The organism is Brevundimonas sp. (assembly GCF_036400995.1).
Classification (GTDB): Bacteria; Pseudomonadota; Alphaproteobacteria; order Caulobacterales; family Caulobacteraceae; genus Brevundimonas.
The window spans coordinates 38,000-64,949 of the sequence record NZ_DASWWG010000008.1 but is presented as its reverse complement, the minus strand read 5'-3'; the positions used below and the strand labels follow the sequence as shown (position 1 = coordinate 64,949).

At 69.7% G+C, this 26,950-nt stretch carries 17 protein-coding genes; 5 read left to right on the top strand and 12 right to left on the bottom strand.

Translation table 11 applies throughout. The annotated features are described in order from the left end of the window. The coding region (gene ubiA / locus VGE03_RS01130) for a 4-hydroxybenzoate octaprenyltransferase (protein ID WP_331044627.1) at positions 1–854 on the bottom strand (854 nt) is incomplete at its 3' end. A 270-nt stretch (positions 855–1,124) separates the two neighbouring features. Continuing rightward, positions 1,125–2,444 (bottom strand): ammonium transporter, encoded by a 1,320-nt coding sequence (locus VGE03_RS01125; protein ID WP_331044626.1) that lies wholly within the window; start codon positions 2,442–2,444, stop codon positions 1,125–1,127. Positions 2,445–2,909: 465 nt separating this feature from the next. On the opposite strand from VGE03_RS01125, the gene VGE03_RS01120 reads away from it, so the two are divergent. Then, positions 2,910–5,570 (top strand): M16 family metallopeptidase, encoded by a 2,661-nt coding sequence (locus tag VGE03_RS01120; RefSeq protein WP_414644867.1) that lies wholly within the window; start codon positions 2,910–2,912, stop codon positions 5,568–5,570. 76 nt (positions 5,571–5,646) lie between these two features. Here VGE03_RS01120 and VGE03_RS01115 read toward each other — a convergent pair whose 3' ends face one another. From VGE03_RS01115 to VGE03_RS01090, 6 genes are all read right to left on the bottom strand, one after another. Next, a complete protein-coding gene (locus VGE03_RS01115) occupies positions 5,647–6,051 on the bottom strand; it encodes a DoxX family protein (RefSeq protein WP_331044624.1) in 405 nt (134 codons plus the stop codon). An 86-nt stretch (positions 6,052–6,137) separates the two neighbouring features. Then, positions 6,138–7,157: an NAD-dependent epimerase/dehydratase family protein gene (locus VGE03_RS01110; protein WP_331044623.1), complete on the bottom strand. Its 1,020-nt coding sequence runs from the start codon at positions 7,155–7,157 to the stop codon at positions 6,138–6,140. A gap of 38 nt (positions 7,158–7,195) precedes the next feature. Further along, positions 7,196–9,550 carry a glucan 1,4-alpha-glucosidase gene (locus VGE03_RS01105; protein ID WP_414644866.1) on the bottom strand — a complete coding sequence of 785 codons (2,355 nt, stop codon included), beginning with the start codon at positions 9,548–9,550 and terminating at the stop codon, positions 7,196–7,198. A gap of 83 nt (positions 9,551–9,633) precedes the next feature. Next, positions 9,634–10,575, bottom strand: coding sequence for an alpha/beta hydrolase (locus VGE03_RS01100; protein ID WP_331044621.1), 942 nt, complete (start codon positions 10,573–10,575; stop codon positions 9,634–9,636). Further along, positions 10,572–12,089, bottom strand: coding sequence for an MFS transporter (locus VGE03_RS01095; protein WP_331044620.1), 1,518 nt, complete (start codon positions 12,087–12,089; stop codon positions 10,572–10,574). The genes VGE03_RS01100 and VGE03_RS01095 overlap by 4 nt, the downstream gene beginning before the upstream one ends. Beyond that, on the bottom strand, positions 12,086–14,155 hold the full coding sequence (locus tag VGE03_RS01090) for a glycoside hydrolase family 97 protein (protein ID WP_331044619.1): 2,070 nt from the start codon (positions 14,153–14,155) through the stop codon (positions 12,086–12,088). The genes VGE03_RS01095 and VGE03_RS01090 overlap by 4 nt, the downstream gene beginning before the upstream one ends. 107 nt (positions 14,156–14,262) lie before the next feature. On the opposite strand from VGE03_RS01090, the gene VGE03_RS01085 reads away from it, so the two are divergent. Further along, on the top strand, positions 14,263–15,273 hold the full coding sequence (locus VGE03_RS01085) for a LacI family DNA-binding transcriptional regulator (protein WP_331044618.1): 1,011 nt from the start codon (positions 14,263–14,265) through the stop codon (positions 15,271–15,273). Positions 15,274–15,275: 2 nt separating this feature from the next. Here VGE03_RS01085 and VGE03_RS01080 read toward each other — a convergent pair whose 3' ends face one another. Beyond that, positions 15,276–16,898 carry an alpha-amylase family glycosyl hydrolase gene (locus VGE03_RS01080; protein WP_331044628.1) on the bottom strand — a complete coding sequence of 541 codons (1,623 nt, stop codon included), beginning with the start codon at positions 16,896–16,898 and terminating at the stop codon, positions 15,276–15,278. Positions 16,899–16,912: 14 nt separating this feature from the next. After that, positions 16,913–18,721: an alpha-amylase family glycosyl hydrolase gene (locus VGE03_RS01075; RefSeq protein WP_331044617.1), complete on the bottom strand. Its 1,809-nt coding sequence runs from the start codon at positions 18,719–18,721 to the stop codon at positions 16,913–16,915. A gap of 286 nt (positions 18,722–19,007) precedes the next feature. On the opposite strand from VGE03_RS01075, the gene VGE03_RS01070 reads away from it, so the two are divergent. The 3 genes from VGE03_RS01070 to VGE03_RS01060 all read left to right on the top strand — a co-directional run bounded on the left by VGE03_RS01070 (position 19,008) and on the right by VGE03_RS01060 (position 24,142). Continuing rightward, on the top strand, positions 19,008–21,746 hold the full coding sequence (locus VGE03_RS01070) for a TonB-dependent receptor (protein WP_331044616.1): 2,739 nt from the start codon (positions 19,008–19,010) through the stop codon (positions 21,744–21,746). A 187-nt stretch (positions 21,747–21,933) separates the two neighbouring features. After that, complete coding sequence (locus tag VGE03_RS01065; protein WP_331044615.1) at positions 21,934–23,457, top strand: glucose/galactose MFS transporter; 1,524 nt, start codon at positions 21,934–21,936, stop codon at positions 23,455–23,457. A gap of 91 nt (positions 23,458–23,548) precedes the next feature. After that, positions 23,549–24,142: a hypothetical protein gene (locus VGE03_RS01060; protein WP_331044614.1), complete on the top strand. Its 594-nt coding sequence runs from the start codon at positions 23,549–23,551 to the stop codon at positions 24,140–24,142. Here VGE03_RS01060 and VGE03_RS01055 read toward each other — a convergent pair. Beyond that, a complete protein-coding gene (locus VGE03_RS01055) occupies positions 24,103–25,614 on the bottom strand; it encodes a tryptophan halogenase family protein (protein ID WP_331044613.1) in 1,512 nt (503 codons plus the stop codon). The two genes, VGE03_RS01060 and VGE03_RS01055, sit on opposite strands and share 40 nt — an antisense overlap. A gap of 1 nt (position 25,615) precedes the next feature. Next, the gene (locus VGE03_RS01050; RefSeq protein ID WP_331044612.1) at positions 25,616–26,932 is read right to left on the bottom strand and encodes an O-antigen ligase family protein; all 1,317 of its coding nucleotides are present in this window, start codon (positions 26,930–26,932) and stop codon (positions 25,616–25,618) included. Positions 26,933–26,950: the final 18 nt, after the last annotated feature.

Below are 26,950 nucleotides of genomic sequence, written 5' to 3'. Positions count from 1 at the left end.
TCGCCGTCCTCGGTGTCGAGCGTGAGCACCTGCCAGGCGAGATGCGCCGCGGCGGGTGCGAGCGCGAGCAGCGACAGCCAGTCCGGGCGCAGCAGCCAGAAGGCGAGGCCCCACAGCGCGACAGCCAGCGCGTAGAAGATCGCCACGCCGCCGCGGACGTGCGCCCCCATCGCGCGCGCGCTCGAACGGATGCCGACCAGCGCGTCGTCCTCGCGGTCCTGCAGCGCGTAGATCGTGTCGTAGCCGATCACCCAGGCGATCGTGCCGGCATAGAGCGCGGCGAGCGCCGCCCAGTCGGCCGGCGACCCGTCGGGGCGCAGCTCGGTCCAGCCGACGAGCGCGCCCCACGAGAACACCAGCCCCAGCCAGGCCTGCGGCCACCAGGTGATCCGCTTCATGAAGGGATAGGCGGCGACGAGGGCGAGGGACGCCACGCCGAGCAGGACAGCGAAGATGTTCAGCGTCAGCAGGATCAGCAGGCTGACCAGCGAGCAGCCGACGGTGAAGGCCAGCGCCTTCTTCACGCTGATCCGGCCGGAGGCGACCGGGCGGGCGGCGGTGCGGGCGACCTTCACGTCGATGTCCCGGTCGACGATGTCGTTGAAGGCGCAACCGGCGGCGCGCATCAGGCAGGCCCCGATGGCGAAGCCGACGACCAGCCACAGGTCATGGAGGCTGGAGGTGCGGCGTTCGGCGGCGAGGGCCAGCGCGATCCCCTGCCAGCCGGGGATGAGCAGCAGCCAGATGCCGATGGGGCGATCGAAGCGACCCAGCTTCAGCCAGGGCTTGAGCCCCTCGGGCGCATGGCGATCGACCCAGTTGGAGCCGGCGTCAGGAAGCGGGGCGGAACTCATGGCTCCGGTTGTAGCGGGGAAGGCGGGGAGGGGGGAAGGGCTGGCGTGGGGAACCGGCTCACGTCTCCATCGCCCGCTTCAGGGCGATGGGGAGGACAGATCGCGCAGCGATCAGGAGGGGGCGGCGCAGGCGTTTGACGTTGGCCCGCCGACACCGGTGTTCGAGGCGTCCCCTGTCACCACCGAGCCGCCCTCACCTGACCGTCGCTGGCGCGCCGGTCTGTCCTCTCCATTCGCTTGGGGGCGAATGGAGAGGTGAAACGGCAGCCCCTACTGGTGGATCGTCTCGCCGTGCTGGGTGTAGTCGAGGCCCTCGATCTCGTCTTCCCTGGTGACACGCAGGCCCGTCGTGAACTTGCAGATCATCAGGATCACCCAGGTGCCGACGCCCGACCAGGCGATGACGGCGAGCAGGCCGAGGATCTGCTTGACCACATCGGCGCCCTCGCCGACCGGATTGATGGCCGCCGAGGCGAAGACACCGGTCAGGATCGCGCCGACCATGCCGCCGATGCCGTGGATGCCGAAGGCGTCCAGGCTGTCGTCGTACTTGAGCAGCTTCTTCAGCCAGACCGCGCCCGCATAGCAGGCCGGGCCCGACAGGATGCCGATGAAGAAGGCGCCCTTGGGATCGACCAGACCGGCCGCCGGGGTGATGCCGACCAGACCGGCGACGATGCCGGACAGCAGACCCAGGAGGGTCGGGCGCTTGTGGTGGAACCACTCGACCGCGGTCCAGCCGATGGCGGCGGCGGCGGCGGCGAGGATGGTGTTCAGGGCCGCGACGCTGGCGATGGCGTCGGCCGCCCAGGCCGAACCGGCGTTGAAGCCCAGCCAGCCGACGAACAGCAGGCCGGTGCCGATGGCGGTGAAGGCCAGGTTGTGCGGGGCCATGTTGTCGCGACCGAAGCCGTGACGCTGGCCCAGGACGATGGCGGCCACCAGACCGGCCACGCCCGAGTTGACGTGAACGACCGCGCCGCCGGCGAAGTCCAGAACGCCCCAGCTGCCCAGCCAGCCGCCGCCCCAGACCTGGTGGCAGATCGGCGCATAGACGATCAGGTGCCACAGGAAGAAGAACAGGATCGACGCCGAGAACTTGATCCGCTCGGCGAAGGCGCCGGCGATCAGGGCCGGGGTGATGATGGCGAAGGTCAGCTGGTAGGCGATCCAGAGGAACTCGGGCAGGCCGGGCGCCAGGCTGTGGGCCGTGGTCGGGGTCACGCCGTTGAGGAAGGCCGCCTGCAGGCCGCCGACGAAGCCGTTGACGGCCTCGGGTCCGGTCCCGAACGACAGGCTGTAGCCGACCACGAACCAGAGCACGGTGACGATGGCCAGGGCCGCGGTCGAATGGGCGATGGTGGCGATGACGTTCTTGCGGCGGACCATGCCGCCGTAGAACAGGGCCAGGCCCGGCAGGGTCATCAGCAGGACCAGCGCCGTCGAGGTCAGGATCCAGGCCGAGGAGGCCTCGTTCAGCTCCAGCGCCGCCTGATGGGCCAGAAGAGCCGGGGCGGCGGGCGCGGCCGCGAATGCGGGGCCTGCGACCAGACAGCCGAGGGCGGCGAGGGCGAGCGATTTACGGATCATGGGCGCGGCGTCCGAAGGGCAGAATGTCAGAAAGCTCGGCCCGAACCCGCGTTCGACGCCGCGGAGAGGGATAGGACCCTATTGCAGCGCCGCAGGCAATTCATTTCGTGTGCGGCGCAATACTTCGTCATCTCCTGCGCGGGCGGAGGTCCCAGCCAAGGAATATGCACGGTCCTGCCTTTCGGCCTCGCATCTGCGAGATGGGGCCGCGAAGATTACAAAAACGCAATTTCAAATCGCTTGCGAGCCGGTTGCAGACGGATAACCACTGTCGCGCCCGGTCCGGCCTCGCGGCCCCGGGCGGTTTCACTTTCAGGGGGTGCCTGCATGCGTTCGATCCGTCCCATCCTGCTGGGAGGCGCCGCCGCGGCGGTCCTTCTGGCTTCCGGCGCCGCCCAGGCCCAGACCCCCGCCGCGATGGCGGCCGCGCCCGCCGCGCAGGAGCGCCTCGCGCCGCTGCCGGACGTGGACATTCCCTACACCCGCTTCGTCCTGCCGAACGGCCTGACCCTGATCGTCCACGAGGACCACAAGGCGCCGATCGTGGCGGTGAACATCTGGTACCACGTCGGCTCGAAGAACGAGCCGGTGGGCCGCTCGGGCTTCGCCCACCTGTTCGAGCACCTGATGTTCAACGGGTCCGAGAACTTCAACGACGACTTCTTCAAGGGCACCGAGCGTCTGGGCGCGACCGACCAGAACGGCACCACCAGCCAGGACCGCACCAACTATTTCCAGAACGTGCCGACCTCGGCGCTGGACAGCATCCTGTGGCTGGAGAGCGACCGGATGGGCCACCTGCTGGGCGCCGTCGACCAGGCCCGCCTCGATGAGCAGCGCGGCGTCGTGCAGAACGAGAAGCGTCAGGGCGAGAACCAGCCTTACGGGCGCGTCTGGGACGCGATCACCAACGCCACCTATCCGTCCGACCACCCCTACGGCCACACGGTCATCGGCTCGATGGAAGACCTCGACGCCGCCAGCCTGGAGGACGTGCAGACCTGGTTCCGCACCTGGTACGGTCCGGCCAACGCCACCATCGTCCTGGCCGGCGACATCACCCCGGAAGAGGCCCGCGCCAAGGTCGAGCAGTATTTCGGCGACATCCCGCCCGGACCGCCCGTCACCCATCCGCAGCAGATGATCGCCCGCATGACCGGCGCCTCGCGCGAGGTGATGCAGGACCGTGTCGGCCAGCCGCGCCTGTACAAGGTGTGGAACGTGCCGCCCGCGGGCGAGGCCGACACCGACTATCTGAACCTGCTGGGCGACATCCTGTCGACCGGCCGCAACTCGCGTCTCTACAAGCGTCTGGTGTTCGACGACCAGGTCGCCACCGGCGTGTCGGCCGGGGTGTCGGAAGGCGAGATCGGCAGCCAGTTCCTGGTCACCGTGACGGCCAAGCCCGGACAGGACCTGGCGGCGATCGAGGCGATCGTCGATGAGGAAATGGCCCGCCTGCTGCGCGACGGCCCGACCGCCGAGGAGCTGGAACGCGCCCGCACCTCGAACGGCGCCGGCTATGTGCGCGGGCTGGAGCGGATCGGCGGCTTCGGCGGCAAGTCGGACCGTCTGGCCGAGAGCCAGGTCTTCCACGGCGACCCGGGCGCCTGGCGCGTCAGCTACCAGCGCATCCTGTCGGCGACCCCCACCAACCTGACCAGCGCGGGCCGGGAGTGGCTGCAGGACGGCAGCTATACGCTGGAGGTCGTGCCCTTCCCCGAATACGCCGCCTCGGCCACGGGCGTGGATCGCAGCCAGATGCCGGTCCCGGCCGCCGCGCCGCTGGCCGACTTCCCGGAGATCCAGCACGCGACCCTGTCGAACGGGCTGAAGGTGATGTTCGTGCCGCGCAGCGCGGTGCCGACCGTCAGCATGAACCTGATCTTCGACGCCGGTTCGGCCGTTGATCCGGCCGGCCAGCAGGGCGCCGCGGTCCTGACCTCGACGGTGCTGACCAACGGCACCGAGTCGCTGGACGCGCTGGAGATCAGCGACCGGCTGCAAATCCTGGGCGCCACCCTCGGCGCGGGCTCGGGCGTGAACTCGACCACCGTCAGCATGACGGCGATCGAGTCGCGGATCGAGCCGTCGCTGGCCCTGTTCGCCGACGTGGTCCAGAATCCGGCCTTCCGTCAGGAAGACTTCCAGCGCGGCCGGGCCCAGCAGATCTCGGGCATCCAGCAGTCGAACCGCAACCCGGGCGCCATCGCCAACCGGGTGCTGGCGGCGGACCTGTACGGCGCGGACAACCCCAACGGCCGCCCGACCTCGGGCAGCGAGGCCTCGGTCGGGGCCCTGACGCCGGAGGCGCTGCACGCCTATCACGACACCTGGTTCCGTCCGGACAACGCCACCCTGGTGGTGGTCGGCGACACGACCCTGGCCGAGCTGCAGCCGCAGCTGGAGCGGGCCTTCGCCGGCTGGCGCGCGCCGTCCGCGGCGCTCCCGGCCCGTCCGGAGGCCGCGGCCCTGCCGCAGGCTCCGGCCACGCCGCGCATCCTGATCGTGGACCGCGCCGGTCCGCAGTCGATGATCATGGGCGGCCGCATCGCCCCGGCCTTCGACGCGCAGACCCAGGCCTCGATCGAGACGATGAACACCGCGCTGGGCGGCGCCTTCACCAGCCGGATCAACATGAACCTGCGCGAGGACAAGCACTGGTCCTACGGCGCCTCGGGCGGGGTTCGCACCGCGCGCGGCGAGCGGGCCTATGTGGTCAGCGCCGGGGTGCAGGCGGACAAGACCGCCGAGAGCCTGGTCGAACTGCGTCGCGAACTGACCGAGGTGGTCGGGTCGCGTCCGCTGACGGAGACCGAACTGGCCGCCGCCCGCGCCAATCTGGTGCAGGGTCTGGCCGGCGAATGGGAGACCAACGGCGCGGTGCTGGGCGACATGGCCCGGATGGTCACCTACGGCCTGCCGGAGGACTTCTATGACAGCTATGCCGCGGGGGTGAACGCCACCACGCCGGACGCCGCCACCGCCGCCGCCCGCGCGATGGTCGGCGCCGGCCCCACGACCTGGGTCATCGTCGGCGACCGGGCCCAGATCGAACCGAAGATCCGCGCGCTGGGCTTCGGCGACGTGCAGGTGGTCGACGTGAACGGAAACCCGATTCCGTAAGACGTCTGACCGGCGGATACGAAGAAGGCGGGACCCGCGAGGGCCCCGCCTTTTTTGTCGCCGGAGTGTCGGCGGATCAGCCGCGCTTCTTGAGCAGCTTTTCGGCGCTCAGCGCGCCCGGGCCCGCAAAGACCAGGAACAGGAAGACGAAGCAGAACAGGATCGCCGCGTCGCCGCCGTTGTTGACGGGGAAGGCGTTCTGCGGGGCGTGGGCCAGGAAATAGGCGACGGCCATCGTGCCCGAGGCGACGAAGGCGGCCGGGCGGGTGAACAGGCCCAGGGCGATCAGGACGCCGGTGACCAGCTCGATGATGCCCGCGAAGGCGCCGGGGTTGTCGAGGGCCAGACCGGAACCGGCGCGTTCGCCGAGCGGGAAGGACAGGAACTTCTGGGTGCCGTGGGCCAGGAAGAGCAGGCCGGACATGATCCGCAGGGCGGCCAGCGCCAGCGGGGTGTTGGAGGACAGGAAGCGTGACGCCATGGGAAAGGGCCTTGAATGACTAAATGGTAACAATCAGTGTTGCCAATATTGGGGTCAGCTTGGCCGTGGCGCAAGAGCCTTGTCGATCAGACCTGATAGAAGTCGCGGTACCAGTCGACGAAGCGGCGGACGCCGACGTCGATGGGGGTGGACTGGCGGTAGCCGAGGGCGGCCTCGGTCTCGCTGACGTCGGCCTCGGTGCGGGCCACGTCGCCGTCCTGCACCGGCATCATGTTCAGCTCGGCCTTGCGGCCCAGGGCCTCTTCCAGCACCTCGATATAGCGCATCAGCTGCTCGCGACGGCCGGCGCCGAGGTTGAGGATGCGCCAGGGAGCGACCCCGCTGGTGGACGGGTTCGGCGCCTGCGGGTTCCAGTCCGGATCGACGGTCGCGGGATTGTCGAGCGCGGCGACCACGCCGGTGACGATGTCGTCCACGTAGGTGAAGTCCCGCTCCATCTTGCCGTGGCCGTAGACGTCGATCGGTCGGCCTTCGAGGATGGCGTTGGTGAATTTGAACAGCGCCATGTCCGGGCGGCCCCACGGTCCGTAGACGGTGAAGAAGCGCAGCCCCGTCGAGGGGAAGCCGAACAGGTGGGAGTAGGAGTGGGCCATCGCCTCGTTGGCGATCTTGGTGGCCGCATAGACGGTCAGCGGATGGGCCACGCCCTGCTTCACCGAGAAGGGCAGGGCGCCGTTGGCGCCGAAGGCCGAGCTGGTCGAGGCGAAGACGAGGTTCTCCGCCTTCACCGCCCGCGCGCCCTCGAGGATGGTCAGGAAGCCGACGACGTTGGAGTCGACGTAGCTCTCGGGCTGTTCGAGGCTGTAGCGGACGCCCGCCTGGGCCCCGAGATGGACGATGCGGCGCGGGGCGTGGGTCGCGAACAGGGCGGCCATGCCTTCGCGGTCGGCGAGGTCCAGGGTGTTGTGGATGTAGTTGGGGTTGGCCTGCAGCCGCTCCAGCCGGGCCTGCTTCAGCGCCGGATCATAGTAGCTGTTCAGGTTGTCGACCCCGATCACGGTCTCGCCGCGCGCCAGCAGGCGCTGCGCCGTGTGGAAGCCGATGAAGCCGGCGGAGCCGGTGACGAGGACGGGGCCGGAGGTCATGCGTCCTCGTTAGCCCCGTCCATCGCTCCGCGCCAGAGTCAGCGCGCGTACCGCTCCGCGACCGGGGCGTAGCGGTCCCAGACCTGCCGGTCGGCCAGCGAGCGCAGCAGCTTGATGTACTCGGCGTGCGACCAGGCCAGCGGGGTGGCGGAGTTGGTGCCCTGGCCGCGGCGATAGTCGTGGGCGGTGTCGTCGCCGACGCCGTCCCAGACCTGTTCGGGCAGCAGCAGGCCGTCGTTGGCGAAGCTCTCCATGCCGCGGACATAGGTCTGGCGGATGCCGTTGACCTGGGCGTCCATCCATTCGCGCGAGGCCGAAGGCATGGCCAGCAGGGCGGCCAGTTCATAATGGCCGCGTTCGCCGGTGAAGATCGGCCAGACCCGGCCGCGCTGGCCGGGATGCATCACCCCGCCGACGCCGTAGTTGCCGCCGGTGTCGGCCTGTTCGCCGTAGCCGTCGTTGCCGTAGCGGCGGAAGCCCGGGGCGCCGTCCAGATCGTAGCGGACGCGGAAGCGATCCTCGCGCGCCTGGTCGTCGTACTCGGGCAGGGAGTCGACGATCGACGGAGCCAGGGCGCCGCGCACCCCGTAACGGACCAGCTCCAGGAAGCCGCCGTCGATGATGCGGTCCTCGGGCATGGCGGGCTGGCCGTTGTTCTCGCCCAGCAGGCCGTGGTCGTTCGGATCGTCATTGCGGCTGAGGCGCATGAAATAGCGGCCGTCGCCATAGGCGCCCGAGGTGGTGAACATCCGGGACTCGACCTTCGAGGCGTAGTCGTCGGCGGCGGCGAGATAGCGCTCGGCCGAGGCGGTGTCGTTCGAGGCGCGGGCGAGGTCGGCGGCGACCGTCAGGCCGGCGATGACGGCGGCGGTCGTCGAGGGCGAGTGGCCCTCCTGTTCCTCCCAGCGCTCCTGCTGGGTCCAGGGCGGGGTGATGCGGCGGTCATTCCACAGCAGGCCCGCCGTGCCGCCGTCCACGAGGAAGTCGGCGGCCGGTTTGATCATGCGGCTGTACATGGCCGCCATCTCGGCGTCGGAGACGATGCCGGCCTTCCACAGACGCCAGCCCAGCATGATGGGCATGGCGGTCTGGTCGAGCTGGACCCCGACCCATTCGATCTCGCCGTCGACGTGGGTCTTCTGCAGGAACCAGCCGGTCGAGCCGGTGTTGCCGGGCGTGTCTGCGCGGACCTGGACCTGCGGCAGGTACTGGAAGGCGGCGTGCGGGGTCTCGGTGTCGCCCAGCGCCAGCATGGCCATGGCGACCTGGTAGAAGTCGCGCGGCCAGACGGCCTTGTAGCCCGTCGAGCTGTTGGTGGCGTCGACGGTGTCGCCCCACGGGTTGCTGAGCGAGGCGATCAGGGCGCCGGCGTAGGTGCGGTCCTCCTGCACCTTCAGCATCAGGGCCGAGGCGTAGGCCAGCCGGCCGCCGTCGGTGGCCTGTTCCGCAAGGCGCGGTAGTTCGGTCAGGGAGGCGACATAGTCCTCCCAGCCCGTGCGCTCGCCCTCGCCGTTGAAGCGGGCGAGGACTTCATCGAGGCCGGTGTCGAAGCTGCCGCCCGCGGCGGCGCGGGCGTCCTGGCGCGACCGGCCGAAGCCGATGACGAAGTCCTGTTCGAGGCTCTGGCCGCCGCGCACCCGGGGCAGGGCGCCGGTCAGCATGATGTTGCCGGTGGTCTCGCCGGTCGAGCGATAGACGGTGTCCAGACGGCCGTCGGCCAGATCGGTCAGGCCGTCGGACGCGCCGACGAAGCCGACGCTGGCCTGGGTGAACGGACGGTCGCTGCGCAGGGCCAGGTGGGTGTCGCCCTCCCAGGCGTACAGGGCCGCGTCCTCGGTCCCGCCGCCCGCGACCGCGTCGCCGCTGTCGCCGACGCCGGTGTTGCCGATGTGCGGCTCCAGCAGCAGGTAGGGGGTGACGTCGCCGCCCAGGGCGCGGATCGAGACCCGCACGACCAGGGCCTGACGATCCGGGTCGGTGTAGATCCGCTTCTCGATCTCGTAGCGGCCCTGTTTGTCGGTGGTGATCACCCGGTAGGCGGGCGACAGGGGGCGGCCCTGGGCGTCGACATGCAGGTATTCGGTGCGGCTGGTGGTGTCGGTCCCTTCCACCGACAGGCCGGTGGAGGTGACCACGGCGAAGCGCATCTGCTTGATCTGCGCCTCGTGGATCAGGCCGTACATGGTCTCGGTCAGGACGCCGTCGGCGAGCGAGAACCAGACCTTCGACACCGTCCCGGTCCGGCCGCCGTCGCGATAGCGGCCGTCGACATAGGCTTCGTACGACGCGCCCGCGCCGGTCTTGGCGGCGTTGACCCAGGTCGGGACGTCGCCCGGCGCGCCGGGGGCGATCGCCACGACGTTCGGCGCCGGTTCGGACGGCGCGCCCGGCATCAGGCCTTCAAGGGTGGAGCAGCCCGCGAGGCCGAACACGGCGCCGGCGAGCAGGAGGGGGGACATGCGCATGGGGCGAACTCTCAGGCAGGCGGAAGCAGGAAGGTCAGGGGAACGTCGAGGCGCTGGTTCCAGGAGGCCTCGTTGTGCTCGGCGCCGGGGAAGACCAGCGAGCGGAAGCGATCCGGGCCCCAGCCGGCGGCGCGGACGGCGTCGTCGATACGGCTCTGGAAGACGGCGTAGAACTGATCCAGCGTCTCGTCGCCGCGATCGAAATACAGCCGGTGCGTAGCCGGGTCCGGCAAGCCCGCGCGAACCACGCCGGTCCAGGCGGCGACCAGCCGTTCACGCCAGGGGTTCAGTTGCTGCGGCGCCTCCAGACCCTCGACCTTCAGCGGCCAGTGGGTCGAGACGCAGCCGGCGGCGCCGAAGACGTCCGGGCGCTTCATCATCGCATAGAGGGAGATCAGGCCGCCCATGCTGGAGCCCATGATCGCGGTGTCGGCCGGTCCGGTCAGGGTGCGGTATGCGCCGTCGATCAGCGGCTTCAGCGCCTCGGCGAGGAAGCGGACGTAGCCGTCCGACAGGGGCTCGCCGCCATAGATGGACTGGATGTCGCCGCGCATGTCGTCGGGCAGGGCCCGGAGCAGGTCGGCGGGCACATACTCCCGCAGGCGCAGCGGGGTGTTGTGGGCCCCGACGACGATAGGGGCGCGAACCTGCCCGCCCGCGATCAGCCGGGCCAGATGCTCGTCGACGCCCCATTCCTTGCCGTAGGCGGCGCGGGCGCCGTCGAACAGGTTCTGGCCGTCGTGCATGTAGAGGACGGGCCAGCGCGCGTCCGGCGCCGCGTCATAGCCCGGAGGCAGCCAGACGGTGACATCGCGCGGGGCGGCGTGGGCGGAGACGAGGGCCGGATGCTCGACCAGTCGTCCCGAAGCGGGTGCATCGGCGCGCGCGAGGGCCGGCGCCGCGAAGGGCAGGGCGGCCATCAGGCCGAGGATCGAGCGGCGGTCCGGGGTCATGCGGCCTCCTGCGGGACCCGCAGGCTGGCGCCAGCGGCGATCAGGAAGCTGACCGCGCCGATGACCAGGGCCCAGATCGCCTGCTCGCCGAACAGGCCCTTGAGCAGGGCGCCCAGAAGGGTGGCGGCGACCAGCTGGGGCACCACGATGAAGATGTTGAACACCCCCATGTAGACGCCCATTTTCCGGCCCGGCACAGCGCTGGACAGGATGGCGTAGGGCATCGAGACGATGGACGCCCAGGCGAAGCCGACGCCGATCATCGGCAGCCACAGCAGGGCCGGGTCGCGGATCAGGAAGACCCCGGCCAGACCGGCCGCGCCGAGCGCCAGATTGACCGCGTGGGCGCCGCGCTTGCCGATGCGGCGGGCCAGCACCGGGATCAGGAAGGCGGCCAGGGCGGCGACGCCGTTGTAGATCCCCATCAGGACACCGACCCAGTCGGCGCCGCGACCATAGGCGGCGGAGGTGGCGTCGGCGGCGCCGAAATGCACGGCCGTCACCGCCGGGGTCATGTAGATCCACATGGCGAACAGGGCGAACCAGCTGAAGAACTGGACCACGGCCAGACCGCGCATGGTGCGGGGCATGGCGAAGATGTCGCCGAGGATTTCGGTCAGGCCGTTGGAGGCCTGCACGCGCCGGAACAGGCCGACCGCGACCTGCAGCAGGCCGAAGCCCGCGATGAAGCCGGTGAGGATCAGCAGGTCCTTGGCCAGGCCTGCGGCGATCACGCCCCAGAAGCCGAGCGCGCCGACGGCGATCCAGATCAGGCCGCCGGTCAGCCAGCGGCCGGCCGGGCGCAGCGCGGCGGAGTCGCCCTCGGCTGCGGTCGCGCGATCCGCCTCGAAGGCGGCGATCTGTTCGGGGCTGTACTCGCGGGTGGTGAAGACGGTCCACAGGACGGCGGTCAGCAGGCCGACCGCGCCGACGTAAAAGGAGATGCGGACGCTGTCGGGGATGACGCCCCCGGGCGCGGTCGAGGCGACGTGGAAGACGTTCGACAGCAGCCACGGCAGGCAGGAGGCGAACACCGCCCCCGCGCCGATGAAGAAGCTCTGCATCGCATAGCCGGTGGTGCGCTGCTCCTCCGGCAGGTTGTCGCCGACGAAGGCGCGGAAGGGCTCCATCGTCACATTGATCGAGGCGTCCATGACCCAGAGCATGGAGGCGGCGATCCACAGCGACGGGCTGTTGGGCATCACGAACAGCGCCAGGGTGGTCAGGATGGCCCCGACCAGGAAGTAGGGCCGACGGCGGCCGAGACGGCCCCAGGTGCGGTCGCTGAAGTGGCCGATGATCGGCTGGACCAGCAGGCCGGTCAGGGGCGCGGCGATCCACAGGATGGCCAGCGAATCCACCTCGGCGCCGAGGGTCTGGAAGATCCGGCTGGTGTTGGCGTTCTGCAGGCCGAAGCCGATCTGGATGCCGAAGAAGCCGACGCACATGTTCCAGATCGCCAGCCGGCTGAGCCGGGGGCGGACGCGGGCGAGGGCGGTCAGGGTCTCGCTCATGCGCGGCGGCCCCGGCCCAGCGGAACGAAGCGGATGGCCTGGCCGCCGCCCGGGGCGAGGCGCAGGTCCAGGGTGTCGGCGGCGGTGACCTCCTGCGTCAGGATCTCGATGGCCTCGCGGTTGGTCTTCCAGTGGGCGCCGGGGGCGTCACGGTAGATCTCCGCGCGATAGCGGCGGCCGGGGTCGAGGAAGGACAGCGGGGCCTTCAGCGCGCGCGGCTCCTCGTCAGTGATGGCGCCGAGGAACCACTGGTCGGAGTTGCGGTCCTTGCGGACGATGGTGACGTAGTCGCCGACCTCGCCGTTCAGCACGCGGGTGTCCTCCCAGTCGGTGACCACGTCCTTGATGAACTGGAACGGGCCGGGGTTGGCCTCGTAGTTCTCCAGCACGTCGGCGGCCATCTGGATCGGGCTGTAGATGGTCACATACAGCGCCAGCTGCTTGGCCCAGGTCGTGGCCACGCCGTCCGGGCTGCGCGTGGTCATGCCGAAGATGCCCGGCGTGAAGTCCATCGGACCGGCCAGCAGGCGGGTGAAGACCAGATTGACCTCGTGCTCGGGCGGATTCCCCGGCTGGCCCCAGGCGTTGTACTCCATGCCGCGCGCGCCTTCGCGGCTGATGATGTTCGGATACGTCCGGCGCAGGCCGGTGTCCTTCAGCGGCTCGTGGGCGTTGACCGCGACCTGATGGCGGGCGGCGGAGTCCACCACGCGCTGATGGTGGCGGACCATCTCCTGGCTCTCGTGCCAGCTCAGATGCGCCTGACCGTCCGGGCCGCGCACCCGCGCGCCTCCGGCGTCGGCGACATAGCCGGTCTTCACCGAATGCCAGCCCATGCGCTGGTACAGGGCGAAGCCCGCGTCCATCTGCTGTTCGTAGTGGAAGGCGTTCCCGCCCGTCTCGTGGTGGCCGATGATCTCGACGCCCTTCGTCCGGCCGTAGGCGGCGATGCGCTCGATGTCCCAGTCGGCATAGGGCTCGGTGAAGCTGTAGTCCCAGCCGTTGCCGAACCACTCGCCGTCCCAGCCCTTGTTCCAGCCTTCGACCAGCACCCCGCCGAAGCCGTGCTCGGCCGCGAAGTCGATGTGCCTGAGCGTGTAGTCGGTGGTCGCGCCGTGCTTGGGACCCGAGCCCCAGGTCTTGCGGTCCAGGTGCATGTCCCACCAGATGCCGACGTACTTCATCGGCCTGAACCAGCTCACGTCGCCCAGCTTGTTGGGCTCGTTCAGGTTCAGGATCAGGCTGGATTCCACCAGATCGCCCGCGCGGTCGGCGATCTGCAGCGTGCGCCAGGGGGTGGTGAAGGGGGCGGTGCGTTCGACCGCCGCATTGGTCAGGCCCGGCGTCAGCGCCGCCTTCAGCCGCCCGCCCTCGACCCGGCGCAGGTTCATGGCCGAATAGTCGACCAGCGCCGCCTCGTGGATCGAGACGTGCAGGCCGTTGTCGGTGCGCAGGGTGATCGGCGTCTGGGCGACGCCGACGGACTCGATGGCGGTGCGGTTGTAGAGATACTCCTCGCGGTTCCACTCGAAGGCCGGGATCCACCAGGCCGTGCCCGGCTCGGCCACGGCGAACTCGGTCAGTTCGTCGCCGATGCGGACGGTGGTCAGGTTGGGCTGCTCCGGGAACTCGTAGCGGAAGCCCAGACCGTCATCGTACAGGCGGAACACCACATCGACCCGGCGGCCCAGCGTGCTGCGCTCGGTCAGGTGGACGCGGAATTCGGTGTAGCGATTGCGGACCGAGCGCCGCTCGCCCCAGGGCTGTTCCCAGGTGTCGTCATGCTGCGTCGGGGCGTCGGCGGTGACGGTGAAGTTGCGCTCCAGCTTGGGCGCATCCGTCAGGATGAAGCCGAGGCGAGAGGCGGCGATGACCGGCTGGCCGAGGCGGGAGACGGTGTACTCGGGCCGCCCTTCGCCGGTGACGCCGACGGTGACCGACAGGACCCCGCCGGGCGAGGCGGCGCCGACCGGGGCCGCCGTCGTGGCGGTCTGGCGGGCGAAGGCCGGGGCGGGCAGGGCCGCCATGAGGGCCGTGCTCGAGATCAGCAGGCGACGGGTCAGCATGAGGGAACGCTCCATCGAACAGGACTTGCCAAGCGCGACCGTGACGGCGCAGAACAAGCAAGGTTTGCAGCAAATTTTGCAGCCGTGAGTCCAGCCGGAGCCGTGACGTGAGCCGCCGAAACACCCGCCTTGAAGATCTGGCGAAGATGGCGGGCGTGTCGATCTCGACGGCCTCGCGGGCGCTGAACGACAGCCCGGCGGTCAACGCCCGGACCAAGCAACTTATCTGGAAGCTGGCGCGCGAGCACGACTATCCGTTCCGCCGCTACATGCCCTCCGGTCCGGTCGGCGCCGACGGGGTGATCGCCCTCGTCACGCCGCGTCCGCAGGGGCGCGAGGGCCGGTTGAGCGATCCGTTCTTCCTGGAGCTGCTGGCCGGCGTCGGCGAGGCGGCGCGCGAGCGCGGCTGCGACGTCATCATGAGCCATTTCGCCCCGACCAGTTACGACGACCTGTCGGCGGCGATGAACACCCGCGCCGACGGCGTGATCTTCCTGGGGCAGTCCTTCCTGCACCAGAGCCTCAACCGGCTGGCCGAGACGGACGGGCGTTTCGTCGTCTGGGGCGCCGAGATGCCGGACCAGCTCTATTGCTCGGTCGGCTCGGACAACCTGGCCGGCGGACGCCGCGCGACGCGGCATCTGGCCCGGCTGGGGCGCAAGCGTATCGTCTTCCTGGGCGACCTCGATCCGCCCGAGGCCATGCAGCGGCACCGCGGTTACCTCGAGGCGCTCGAGCAGACCGGGCTGGGCGTCGACCCGGACCTGATCATGGAGGCTCATTTCGAGGTCGAGTCCGCCGAGGCGTCGGTGGACGGCCTGATCCGCCGCGGCGTGCAGTTCGACGGCATCGTCTGCGCCTCGGACCAGATCGCCCTGGGCGCCGTGCGCTCGCTGCTGCACGCGGGACTGCGGGTGCCGGAGGACGTCTCCGTCATCGGCTTCGACAATGTGCCGTTCAGCCGCTACGCGCGTCCGGCGCTGTCGACCATCGCGCAGGACACGATGAAGGCCGGACGCCTGCTGGTGTCCAAGCTGATCGACAACCCCGGCGACTCCGTCGGCCGTTCGGAACGCATTCCGACCGACCTGATCGTGCGCGAGAGCTGCGGCGGCTGACGTCATCCGGGCTCGCCCGTCAGCACCAGTCCCGCGAGCGGCGCCAAGGTCCCGGCGGAGCCCGCCTCGACGTTGACCGACTCGACCACGCGCCAGCCCGACGGGGCGGTCCAGTCGACGGCGGCGTGGCCGAGGTTGAACACGCACAGCAGGGTTTCGCCGTCGAGGCTGCGCTCGAACGCCACCACGCCCTCGGGCGCGTCCAGCATCTTCAGCGCGCCGCGGGACAGGGCCGGGTGCGCCTTGCGCGCGGCGACCAGGCGGCGGGTGACGTTCAGCATGGAGCGCGGATCGGCCTCCTGGGCGTCCACCGCCAGCGGCGCGTGTCGCGGATCGACCGGCAGCCAGGGCTCGACGCTGGAGAAGCCCGCATAGGGCGCCGAGGCCGCCCAGGGCATCGGGGTGCGGGCGCCGTCGCGACCCAGCGTCTGGGGCCAGTTGGCGATGGCCTCGGGGTCGACCAGCCGTTCGAACGGCACCTCGCCCTGCGGCAGGCCCAGCTCCTCGCCGTAATAGACGAAGACATTGCCGCGCAGGCACATCAGCAGCAGCATGGCCATCTCGGCGACGGCCTGCAGATCGCGGCCCTCGGCCCAGCGCGAGATGGCGCGCGGGGCGTCGTGGTTCGAGAAGGTCCAGGACGGCCAGCCCTGACCGGGACGGCCGTCCCAGGTCGCCGCGGCCTGCTGCAGCATCTCGCGACGGAGCGCCGGGGCGTAGAGGTAGAGGAAGCCGTAGGCGCTGTTCAGCCGGTCCTCGTCGGCGGTGAAGGCCTGCATCTCGCGTTCGGCGTGGTCGCCGCCGACCTCGGCCACGCTGAACCGGCCGCCGTAGCTGTCGGTCAGGGCCCGGATCCGCTTCAGGAAGTCGGCGATCTGGGGTTGGCTCTGGTTGTGGATCTTGTCCTGGAAGTCGAACGGCCGGGTCCGCTTGCCGCCCGCCGGCAGGGGCGGGTTATCGGTCAGCTTCGGGTCGTGCATCGAGAAGTTGATGGCGTCGAAACGGAAGCCGTCGACGCCCCGGTCCAGCCAGAAGCGGGCGACGTCCAGCAGCGCCTCCTGCACGACCGGATTGTGCACGTTCAACTGCGGCTGCTCGGGCAGGAAGTTGTGCATGTAGTACTGGCCGCGGCGCGCGTCCCAGGTCCAGGCCGGGCCGCCGAAGACCGACTGCCAATTGGACGGCGGAGAGCCGTCGGGCTTGGCGTCGGCCCAGACGTACCAGTCGGCGTGCTCGCCGGTCCGGCTCTGGCGGCTGTCGCGGAACCACGCGTGCTCTTCCGAGGTGTGGGAGAAGACCAGGTCGATGATGATCCGCAGGCCCAGCCGATGCGCCTTGTCGATCAGGGCGTCGAAGTCGGCGAGGTCGCCGAAGATCGGATCGACGTCGCAGTAGTCGGCCACGTCGTAGCCGAAATCCTTCATCGGCGAGGTGAAGAAGGGGCTCAGCCAGACGGCGTCGACGCCGAGCGAGGCGATGTGCTCGAGGTGCGCGGTCACGCCCTTCAGGTCACCGACGCCGTCGCCGTTGGTGTCGGCGAAGCTGCGCGGATAGACCTGATAGATGACGGCGCCGCGCCACCATTCGGCGGCGGCGTCGGCATCGGCGGCGGGCTGTTCAAGCATCTGGGCGGTCACACTCAGCCTTCGGAAACACAGACAAGATAGCCCAGGGCGGGCACGGAAACGGACAGGACGCCGGGCGCGGCCTCCCGGGCGGGGCAGGCGCCCAGAAGCGCGCGCCAGCGCGTGGAGCCGGTCTCGACCGGCACATTGACGTCGCGCGCCTCGGTGGAGGTGTTGAACACCACCAGGGTCTCGCCCGCGTCATCAAGTCTTGAAACAGCCAGGACGCCCGGGGTCTGGTCCGCGATGCGGACGGCGACGCGGCCGTGGCGCAGGCGGGCGTCGACGGCGCGGACGCGCGTCAGCCCGGCCAGTCGCCGGTACATGTCGGCGTCGGTGTCATAGGGAGCGGCGGCCTGTCCGATGCGGCGATCGTCCGCGTAGGAGGCGGTGCGGGTCTCGAACAGGTCCTGACGCGAGCGGCGGTCGTCGCCGTCGCCGGTGAAGCCCTGTTCGTCGCCGTAATAGATGACCGGAATGCCGCGACCCAGGATGACCAGGGCGTAGGCGAGGGTGGTCCGCTCCAGCAGTTCGGCGTCGCTGATGTCCGGCCGGGCCTTCAGGATCAGGTGCCCGATCCGGCCCATGTCGTGGTTGCCGGTGAAGGTCGGCAGCCGACGGGCGGTCTCGACGCCGCCGGCATAGACGGCGTCCTCCATCAGCAGATAGCCCATCCGGTCCGGCGCCGAGGCGCCGGTGACGAGGTGCTCGACCGTCTGCTGATAGGCGAAGTCCAGCACGGTCGGCAGGCCGTCGACGACGGTGTGCATGGCCGCCGTGCCGGTCTGGAAGTCGAAGGTCTCGCCGAAGATGTGGAAGTTCGGAATGCCGCGCGCGCGGGCCCGTTCGAGGATGGCGGGGACGAAGGCCTGCCAGAACTCGGGGTTCACGTGGCGGGCGGTGTCGATGCGGTAGCCGTCGATCCCGTACCGGTCGATCCAGTCGCCATGGAGGTCGATGAAGCCCTGCACCACGCGGGGGTGCTCGGTGAACAGGTCGTCCAGCCCCGCGAAGTCGCCGTCGAGGCGGGCCTCGCTGTACCAGGCGCTGTTGCCCCGGTTGTGGTAGAGGCTGACGTCGTTCAGCCAGCCGGGCGCCTTGAGGGTCTCCTCGCCCGCCGGGACGTAGGGCGTGTAGGCATAGTCGGGGTGGGTCAGGGTCGAGAAGTCCGAACCGGCCGCGCCGGTGAAGCCCGCATTGATCGCCTCGCCGTCCAGCCCGCCGCGACGCTGGTAGGGATAGTCGCCCCGCCAGCGATAGCCGCAGTCGTTCGCCGGGCACTCGCGATAACGGATGACGTCGGCGGTGTGGTTGATGACGATGTCCAGATAGACCTTCATCCCCCGCGCATGGGCGGCGTCGACGAGGGCGCGGAAGTCGTCGTTGGTCCCGAAATGCGGGTCCACCCGGGTGAAGTCGGTGATCCAGTAGCCGTGGTAGGCCGCGCTCTCGTGGCCGGGCGGGCCCTGCACCGGCTTGTTGGCGAACACCGGCGCGATCCACAGGGCCGTGACGCCCAGGCCCTGGATGTAGTCGAGGCGCTCGGTCAGGCCGCGCAGGTCGCCGCCGTGGTAGAAGCCGGGGTCGGTCGGATCGTAGCCGGTGACCAGACGATCGCCGGTCAGGCCGCCGGAATCATTGGCCGAATCGCCGTTGGCGAAGCGGTCCGGCAGCAGGAAATAGATGACCTCGTCCTCGGGCGGACGCTGCCGCAGGGCCTCCGCGGAAGGGGTCTGGGCGACCGCGGTCCCCGCCGTCGCGGCCAGAATCGCCGAAAGCAGGAGTGTACGGGCGGTGCGTGGCCGCCGGCGCCGTCTGTCCATGCTGCATCCTCCCATGTCCGCGAACGGCGTGGCCCGCTGGATCAGTTTGCAAGATTTTGCAGCGGAGCGGCCGCATGTCAATCCGCCCATTCGGTCGGGCCAAATTGCGGCGCTGCAAGGCCGAAGGCTGTTTTGCGCTGCAACATGACGGGGTATGGCCGTCACATTTCGAACACGGATCGACGTTCGCTACGGCCGAGGCGCTTGCAACCTTGATCAAAGTTTGCATTACTTTGCGGTAATACCGGACGCTTCGACAGAAGGCGCCGGTCCAGGGAGGAATGAGATGAACACCCGTATGACCCGGCGTGCGCGCCTTCTCGGCGGAGCGGCCATCGGCGCCGTGGCCATGCTGGCCTTCGCCAACACTGCGTCGGCCCAGTCCGCGCAGGACGAACCCGTCGAGATCGAGGAAGTCGTCGTCACCGGCATCCGGTCGGCGATCGAAAGCTCGATTGCGACCAAGCGGAACGAAACCTCGATCGTCGAGGTCGTCACCGCCGAAGACATCGGCAAGCTGCCGGATGTCTCGATCGCGGAATCGCTGGGCCGCCTGCCCGGCCTGACCACCCAGCGCCTCGACGGCCGCAGCCAGGTGATCTCGATCCGCGGCCTGGGCCCGGACTTCACCACGGCCCTGCTGAACGGCCGTGAGCAGGTTTCGACCGGCGACAACCGCGGCGTCGAGTTCGACCAGTATCCGTCGGAGCTGCTGGGCAGCGTGGTGGTCTACAAGACCCCGGACGCGGCCCTGATCGGCCAGGGCCTGGCCGGCACCGCCGACCTGCGCGTCATCCGCCCGCTGGAATACGGCCGCCAGACCCTGGCGCTGAACCTGCGCTATGAGCTGAACGACATGGGCGCGCTGAACGCGGGCTCGACCGACCACGGCGTCCGCTACAGCGTTTCGTACATCGACCAGTTCGCCGATGACACGGTGGGGATCGTGCTGGGCTACGCCCACATCGAGTCGCCCTACCAGTCCGAGCGCTTCAACGCCTGGGGCTATCCGGAAGTCACCGGCGGCGGCCCGCGCGTCATCGGCGGCGCCAAGCCGTATGTGATGTCCAGCGAGCTGGAGCGCGACGGCTACATCGGCGTGCTGGAGCTGCGTCCGAACCAGCACCTGCACATGACGTTCGACGCCTTCTACTCGACGTTCGACAACAGCCAGATCCTGCGCGGCATCGAGCTGCCGCTGTTCTGGTCGTCGGCGACCCTGCAGCCGGGCTACACCGTCGAGGACGGCATGGTCACCTCGGGGACCTACACCGGCGTGAAGGGGGTGGTCCGCAATGACGTGAACACCCGCGAAAGCACCATGATGTCGCTGGGCTGGAACACCGAGGTGTACGTCAGCGAGAACGTCACCCTGAGCGCCGACGTCAACTATTCGAACGTCGACCGCACCGACCAGATCCTCGAGACCTACGCCGGCACCGGCCGCGGTCCGCTGGGCGCGACGGACACCATCCAGTTCCGCACCGGCGACGACATCACCCGCTTCACCCCGGCGCTGGACTACGGCGACTTCAACCTGATCCGCCTGACCAGCCCGCAGGGCTGGGGCGGCGACGTGATCCCGGGCGGCCAGGACGGCTATCTGAACAGCCCGTCGGTCAGCGATGAACTGGCCGGCATCCGCATGGCGCTGGACGCCAATGTCGACTGGGGCCCGGTGTCGAACATCGAGGTCGGCTTCTACCGCTCGCAGCGTGAGAAGGAACTGGTCAACGACCAGTGGTTCCTCGCCGTCCCGGGCGGCGCCTCGGCCGTGGTTCCGCTCGAGTTCCGCCTCGAGCCGACCTCGCTGGAATACCTCGGCATCCCGCGGATGATCAGCTACGACGCCCTCGGCCTGGTCCAGAGCGGCTTCTACAACATGGTCCGCAACCCGAACGCCGACGTGCGCGCGGGCAACTGGTTCGTCGAGGAAAAGGTCTTCACCCCGTTCGTGAAGCTGAGCCTGGACACCGACCTGTTCGGCATCCCGCTGACCGGTAACTTCGGCATCCAGGCCACCCACACCGAGCAGCACTCGGACGGCTTCGCCGCCCGCCAGCTCGGCACCGGCATCTCGGAATCGATCGCCGTCTCGGGCGGCGACGAGTACTGGGAGCTGCTGCCCAGCGCCAACCTGATCTTCGAGATCGGCGACCAGCGCTTCCTGCGCGTTTCGGCCGCCCGCACCATGGCCCGTCCGCGGATGGACCAGATGCGCGCCAGCCGGACCTTCAGCTACAACGCGGCGCTGGACGATCCGTCCAACCCGCTGCCGAACTTCCCGGTCTATGATCCGTCGAACCCGCCCTTCACCGGCGGCGGCGGCAACCCGGAACTGCGTCCGTGGCTGGCCAACGTCTTCGACCTGTCGTTCGAGCAGTATTTCGGTCGCTCGGCCTACGTCTCGCTGGCGGTCTTCTACAAGGACCTGGAGACCTACGTTTACGACCGCACGACCCAGGTCGACTTCACCGGCTATCCGCCCACCGGCGCGGTCTACCGGATCGGCAACTACACCCGTCCGGAGAACGGCGAGGGCGGCGAGATCTACGGCGCCGAGTTCACCGTCTCCACGCCGTTCGACTTCATCTCGCCCTGGCTGGAAGGCTTCGGCGGCCAGTTCTCGATCTCGCAGACCGAGAGCAGCATCCAGCCGGATCCGGGCAACCCCGCCACGCCCATCCCGGGCCTGTCGGAAACCGTCGCCAACCTGACGCTGTACTATGAAAAGGACGGCTTCCAGGCGCGTGTCTCGAACCGCTACCGCTCGGAATTCCTGGGCGAGGTCGCGGGCTTCGGCAACGGACGCACCCTGCGTCAGGTCGGGGCCGAGAACATCGTCGACGCCCAGATCGGCTACCAGTTCGAATCCGGTCCGCTGGAAGGCCTGTCCTTCCTGGCCCAGGTCAACAACGCCACCGACGAGCCCTTCTACACCTATGAAGCGGGCGACGAGCGTCGCGTGATCGACCACCAGTCGTACGGCCGGACCTTCCTGTTCGGAATCAACTACCGCTACTGATCTCCCAACCGGTCAGCAGCCTACAGGGCCGCCCGGTCTCTCCGGGCGGCCCTTTTTTGCGCGCGGTTTGCTCCGCCTGCGCCCACTTTTGGTTACGGATTTCCTCAAATCGCTGGACGCGGGGCCGCGCCGGTGGAACCAAGGCCTCAAAGGCCGTGCTGTTGGGACGCCGGCCATGGGGAGTGAGATGACAGATCACCAGCAGACCTCTGCGAAGGGGCTTGGTACCGCCTTCGCCTATGTGACCACCCTGTTCTTCGCCTGGGGCTTCGCCACCTCGCTGATCGACCCGCTGATCGCGGCGGTGAAGGGCGTGTTCGAGCTGAACTTCACCGAGGCCCTGCTGACGCAGTTCGCCTGGTTCACCGCCTACGGCATCGTCTCCCTGCCCGCCGCCGCCGTGCTGTCGAAGCTGGGCTACGCCAAGTCGATCGTCGGCGCGCTCGCGGTCATGGTGCTGGGCGCCCTGATCGTGCCGCTGTCGACCGTCTTCGACTTCTATCCGGGCGTGCTGGTGGCCCTGTTCGTCATCGCCGCCGGGGTGACCCTGCTGCAGGTGGCCGCCAACCCGCTGGCCGCCTCGCTGGGGACGCCGAAGGGGTCGCACTTCCGTCTGGTGTTCTCGCAGGCCTTCAACTCGCTGGGCACCGTCGTCGGTCCGCTGCTGGGCGCCACCGTCATGCTGTCGGGCGGCATCTTCGCCGTCGGCGGCGTCAGCGCCCTGGCCTCGCCGACCGCCCTGCTGCTGATCCTGCTGGGCGTGGGCATCGGCCTGGTCGCCGGCGTTCTGGTCGGCGCCCTGCGTCGTGACATCAAGGGCTGGCTGGCCGTCGGCGCCGCCATCGGCCTGGTGATCGGCTGGGTCGTCTTCCTGCATAACTACATCGGCAGCATGGGCGCCTACGCCGCCGCCGTCGGTCCCGAGACGGCCCCGGCCGAAACCGCGGCCGCCGTCATCGACCCGGCCGCCCGCGCCGCCACCCTGCGCAACATCGACACCGTCTTCATCGGTCTGGCCGTGTTCTTCGGCCTGCTGGGCGTCTTCATCTGGAGCGTCCGCAAGCGCCTGACCGCCGCGAGCGCCGCCGCCTCCGCCGAGACCCCCGGATCGCCGCTGAAGGCCCTGAGCTCGGGCTGGGCCCTGTTCGGCGCCCTGGCCATCTTCGTCTACGTCGGGTCGGAAGTGACCGTCGGCAGCCTGATGACCAACTTCCTGCACTCGGACGGCGCCCTGGGTCTGCCGATCCACGACGCGGGCCGTCTGGTCGCCCTGTACTGGGCCGGCGCCCTGATGGGCCGTTTCGCCGGCAGCGCCCTGCTGACCCGCATTCCGGCCGGCTGGCTGCTGGCGGTCTGCACCGCCGCCGCCGCCGTCCTGTGCGCGATCGTGACCCAGACCGGCGGGGTGAACGCCTCGTTCGCCGCCCTGCTCATCGGCCTGTTCAACTCGGTCATGTTCCCGGCGATCTTCACCCTGACGCTGGAGCGTTCGTCGGCTCCGGCCTCGGCGACGTCGGGCCTGCTCTGCATGGCCATCATCGGCGGCGCGATCCTGCCGCTGCTGGGCGGCTGGATGGCCGACTCGGCGGGTCTGAACCTGGCCTTCGTCATCCCGCTGGCCGGCTATGTGATCCTGACGATCTTCGCCGTGGCCGCCGCGCGGGCCAAGGTGAAGAACGCCGACGCCGTGGCGGCGCCGGGCGGTCACTGACCGTCTGATCCCGTCAATGTGAACGGACGGAGGGCCGTCGGGGGAGACCCCGGCGGCCCTTCCGCGTTTCGGGAGCCTGTAGCGAGGCTCCATGGTCCGGCGTTTGTGGCGTTGTCTTGTACCTGCGTTGGTTCTGGTCCTCGTTGCCGGACCGGCCTGGGCGGCCGTGACCCTGACCTTCTACGCCCACCCCGGCGCTCGCGTTCGCGACGGCTATCTGCTGTTCCCCCACGCCTATGTGCACGCCTCGGGCACGCTGGACGCCACCGGGGAGGCGGTCGACTGGTCGGCGGGCTTCACGGCCCGCAATCCGGGGCCGCAGCTGCTGTTCGCGCGGGGGCGGGGCGAGGTCGCCTCGCCGGACGCCCGCTATGTCGGCGAAGGCGTGCCCTATCTGCGCCTGACCGTGACCGACGACGCCTATCGCGCCATCCGCGCCCGTGCCGACTGGTGGGGCGGCGAGGAGGGTTCGGTCTACGACCTGCGGCGGCGCAACTGCATCACCTTTGTCGCGGATCTGGCGCGGCTGGCGGGGCTGGAGACGGCGCGGGAGCCGTCGATGAAACCCGGCGGCTTCCTCGAGGCGACGGCAGCCCTCAATCCCGAGGCGGCGATACGGACGGATATCGTGCAGGCGTCGCCGCCTCAGGCGTCCGCGCCCCACATGCCGCGGGCTTTCAGATAGTCCTCGTGTGCGGGGAGGGCCTCGACGGCGCGTGACAGACCCTCGGACAACTGGCGTAGCCCCGCCGCTGTCCGCTCGGCGTCCCGCCAGGCGTAGAGGGGGCTGGCGGCGCGGGGGGTAATGCCCTGTCCGTACATGACGGCCATCCAGGAGCCCTGGCTGAAATACTCGTCGGCGTGGACCTGGAACAGCATGCCGCGGTCGCGGAAGATCTCGACCCGCTCGCTCAGGGAATCGGGGACGGGCATGGCCGCCACCTGCCGCCAGAAGGGCGAGTCGTCCCGGCGGGTCGCGTGGTAGTGCAGGATCACGAAGTCGCGGACCAGCTCCACCTCACGGCCCAGACGGGTGTTGTAGGTGTCGATGTTGACCGGACTGAAGTCCATGTCCGGGAAATGCTGGAGCAGCCGGTAGATGCCCGACTGGACCAGATGGATGCTGGTCGATTCCAGGGGCTCGATGAAGCCGCTGGACAGGCCCAGGGCCACGACGTTGCGGTCCCAGTACTTACGGCGGCGGCCGGTCACGAACCGGAGGGGGCGGGGCTCGGCCAGGGGCTCGCCGTCGAGATTGGCCAGAAGGGTCTCGCGCGCCCGGTCATCGTCGATGTGGTCCGAGCAATAGACGTAGCCGTTGCCGGTGCGGTGTTGCAGCTCGATCCGCCACTGCCAGCCGGCCTCGAGGGCGGTCGAGGTGGTGTAGGGCGTCGCCGGGCCGACGCGGGTGCAGGGCACGGCCATGGCGCGGTCGACCGGCAGCCAGTGGGACCAGTCCTCGTAGCCCGCCTTCAGGGCGCCCTCGATCAGCAGCCCTCGGAAGCCCGAGCAGTCGATGAAGAGGTCCGCCGACAGGCTGCGGCCGTCCTCAAGGGTGACGCTCTCGATGAAGCCGTCGTCGGGGCGCTGGACGACCTCGACCACCTTCCCCTCGACCCGCTCGACCCCGCGCCCCTCGCAGACCCGGCGCAGATACCGGGCGTAGAGGCCCGCATCGAAATGGTAGGCGGTGAACAGGGTATGGAGCGGCGAGCGCGGGTCGGGATCGCGGGCCCCGGCCTTGCCGGCCGCCATGGCGCGGGCGCAGACCGAATAGTCCCACAGGTCCGTCGGCGCGCCGGCGCTGTTCTGGTTCAGCCAGACCTGGTTGAAGTCCCCGAGCGTCGGGCCGGGCCCGAAGGTGCCGAAGGGATGGGCGTAGGCGCTTCCGAGCTTGCCCCAGTCCCTGAACAGGATGCCCAGTTTCAGGGTGGCGCGGGTCTCGCGCATGAACTCGGCCTCATCCAGCCCGATCAGGCTGTTGAAGTCGCGGATCGGCGGCACGGTCGCCTCGCCCACGCCGACGATGCCGATGTCGTCCGATTCGACGAGGGTGACCCGCGCATGCGGCCCCAGCGTGCGTTGAAGGGCGGCGGCGGCCATCCAGCCCGCGGTGCCGCCGCCCACGATCAGGATGCGGCGGATCGGCTGAGCCATATCAGGCCAGTTCCCGGTCCGTGGGCTGCCCGGCCTTCTCGAGGATGGCGGCGCACAGGGCGAACAGCACTGCAAGAGTGGCCGTACGCAATGGGTAGTCGACCGCCGAATGGGCGAGCATGGCCAGCAGGGCGATGCTGGCGGCGCGCTGCAGGTCGCGTTCGCGCGACGGCCCGGCCTTCCACGCCGCCCACAGGCGACGGCCGTACCAGACCAGGAAGGCGATGATCAGGGCCACGCCGGGCCAGCCGGCTTCCAGCCAGGTCTCGAGGTATTCGTTGTGGGCGTGGTTGAAGAAGGTCGGGTCCAGCTGTTCCAGCGGCTCGACCGACCGGTAGACGGCGTCGAAGCTGCCGATCCCCGAGCCGAGCGGCAGCCAGGCGTCGGCGGCGTCGGCCACCACGGGCCAGCCCTCGAAGCGGCCTTCGGGCGCGGACTGGACGTCGAAGCGGGCCAGGATCGGCGGCAGGGCCAGAACGGCGACCACGCCGATGGCGGCGGCGACGCCTCCGGTCAGGGCGATCAGGCCGGGGCCCGGGCGACCGCGCCCGGCGGCGATCCAGGCGGCCAGCATCCCGGCCACGGCGATCGGGCCGAACAGGATCACGCCGGCGCGCGAGCGGATGGCGGCCAGTCCGATGACGACCAGACCCATGAACAGGGCGCCGAACCACAGCGGCAGGCGCTCGTCGCTGCGGCGGCGCAGGACGGCCGCGCCGAACACCGCCGCGAAGGGCAGGCAGGACAGCAGCAGGGTGGCGAGGTGGTTGCGGTTGGCGAAGAAGCCGGTGACCGAACCGGCGGCGGTGGTGGCCCACAGGTAGAGCTGGGTCCCGCCGCTGGCCAGTTGGGCCGCGCCCAGCAGGACGGCGACGACGGCGCCGGCGAGATAGAACCACATCATCCGTGCCGTCTGGGCGTGGGACGCGCCCAGAACGGCCATGAACATGGCGGCCGGGGGCAGCAGGGCGAGGACCGACTGCCAGGTCAGGTCCGGCGTGGCGGTGATGGGGGCCCAGCCGGGCTGGATGCCGGCCAGTTGCAGCGCCAGGACCATGTCCGCGCGGCCGGGCAGGGCCGTCCAGAGGAACGGCGGCAGGGGAATCAGCTGGATCAGGGGGATCGCCGCGATCAGGCCGAGCAGGCCGAGGGCGAATCGATGCTCGCGCCACAGGCCGGTGCGGATCAGGCGATTGGCGCTGAGGACCAGAAGGGGCAGGGCGGCCAGTTCAACGAGGGCAAGCCGCAGGGCGTGCTCACGGCTGGCGCCGCCGAAGACAAACGAAAGGGCCAGCAGGATAGCCGCGGCGATTGCCACAGCGTCCCACTGGCCCTT

Excerpts from the sequence above, each read along its gene's own strand:
- VGE03_RS01095 (WP_331044620.1), bottom strand. The coding sequence starts at position 12,089 with ATGAGCGAGACCCTGACCGCCCTCGCCCGCGTCCGCCCCCGGCTCAGC.
- VGE03_RS01065 (WP_331044615.1), top strand. The coding sequence starts at position 21,934 with ATGACAGATCACCAGCAGACCTCTGCGAAGGGGCTTGGTACCGCCTTC.
- VGE03_RS01115 (WP_331044624.1), bottom strand. The coding sequence starts at position 6,051 with ATGGCGTCACGCTTCCTGTCCTCCAACACCCCGCTGGCGCTGGCCGCC.
- VGE03_RS01070 (WP_331044616.1), top strand. The coding sequence starts at position 19,008 with ATGAACACCCGTATGACCCGGCGTGCGCGCCTTCTCGGCGGAGCGGCC.
- VGE03_RS01110 (WP_331044623.1), bottom strand. The coding sequence starts at position 7,157 with ATGACCTCCGGCCCCGTCCTCGTCACCGGCTCCGCCGGCTTCATCGGC.
- VGE03_RS01105 (WP_414644866.1), bottom strand. The coding sequence starts at position 9,550 with ATGCCGGGCGCGCCGTCCGAACCGGCGCCGAACGTCGTGGCGATCGCC.
- VGE03_RS01100 (WP_331044621.1), bottom strand. The coding sequence starts at position 10,575 with ATGACCCCGGACCGCCGCTCGATCCTCGGCCTGATGGCCGCCCTGCCC.
- VGE03_RS01055 (WP_331044613.1), bottom strand. The coding sequence starts at position 25,614 with ATGGCTCAGCCGATCCGCCGCATCCTGATCGTGGGCGGCGGCACCGCG.
- VGE03_RS01125 (WP_331044626.1), bottom strand. The coding sequence starts at position 2,444 with ATGATCCGTAAATCGCTCGCCCTCGCCGCCCTCGGCTGTCTGGTCGCA.
- VGE03_RS01080 (WP_331044628.1), bottom strand. The coding sequence starts at position 16,898 with ATGCTTGAACAGCCCGCCGCCGATGCCGACGCCGCCGCCGAATGGTGG.
- VGE03_RS01090 (WP_331044619.1), bottom strand. The coding sequence starts at position 14,155 with ATGCTGACCCGTCGCCTGCTGATCTCGAGCACGGCCCTCATGGCGGCC.
- VGE03_RS01075 (WP_331044617.1), bottom strand. The coding sequence starts at position 18,721 with ATGGACAGACGGCGCCGGCGGCCACGCACCGCCCGTACACTCCTGCTT.
- VGE03_RS01060 (WP_331044614.1), top strand. The coding sequence starts at position 23,549 with ATGGTCCGGCGTTTGTGGCGTTGTCTTGTACCTGCGTTGGTTCTGGTC.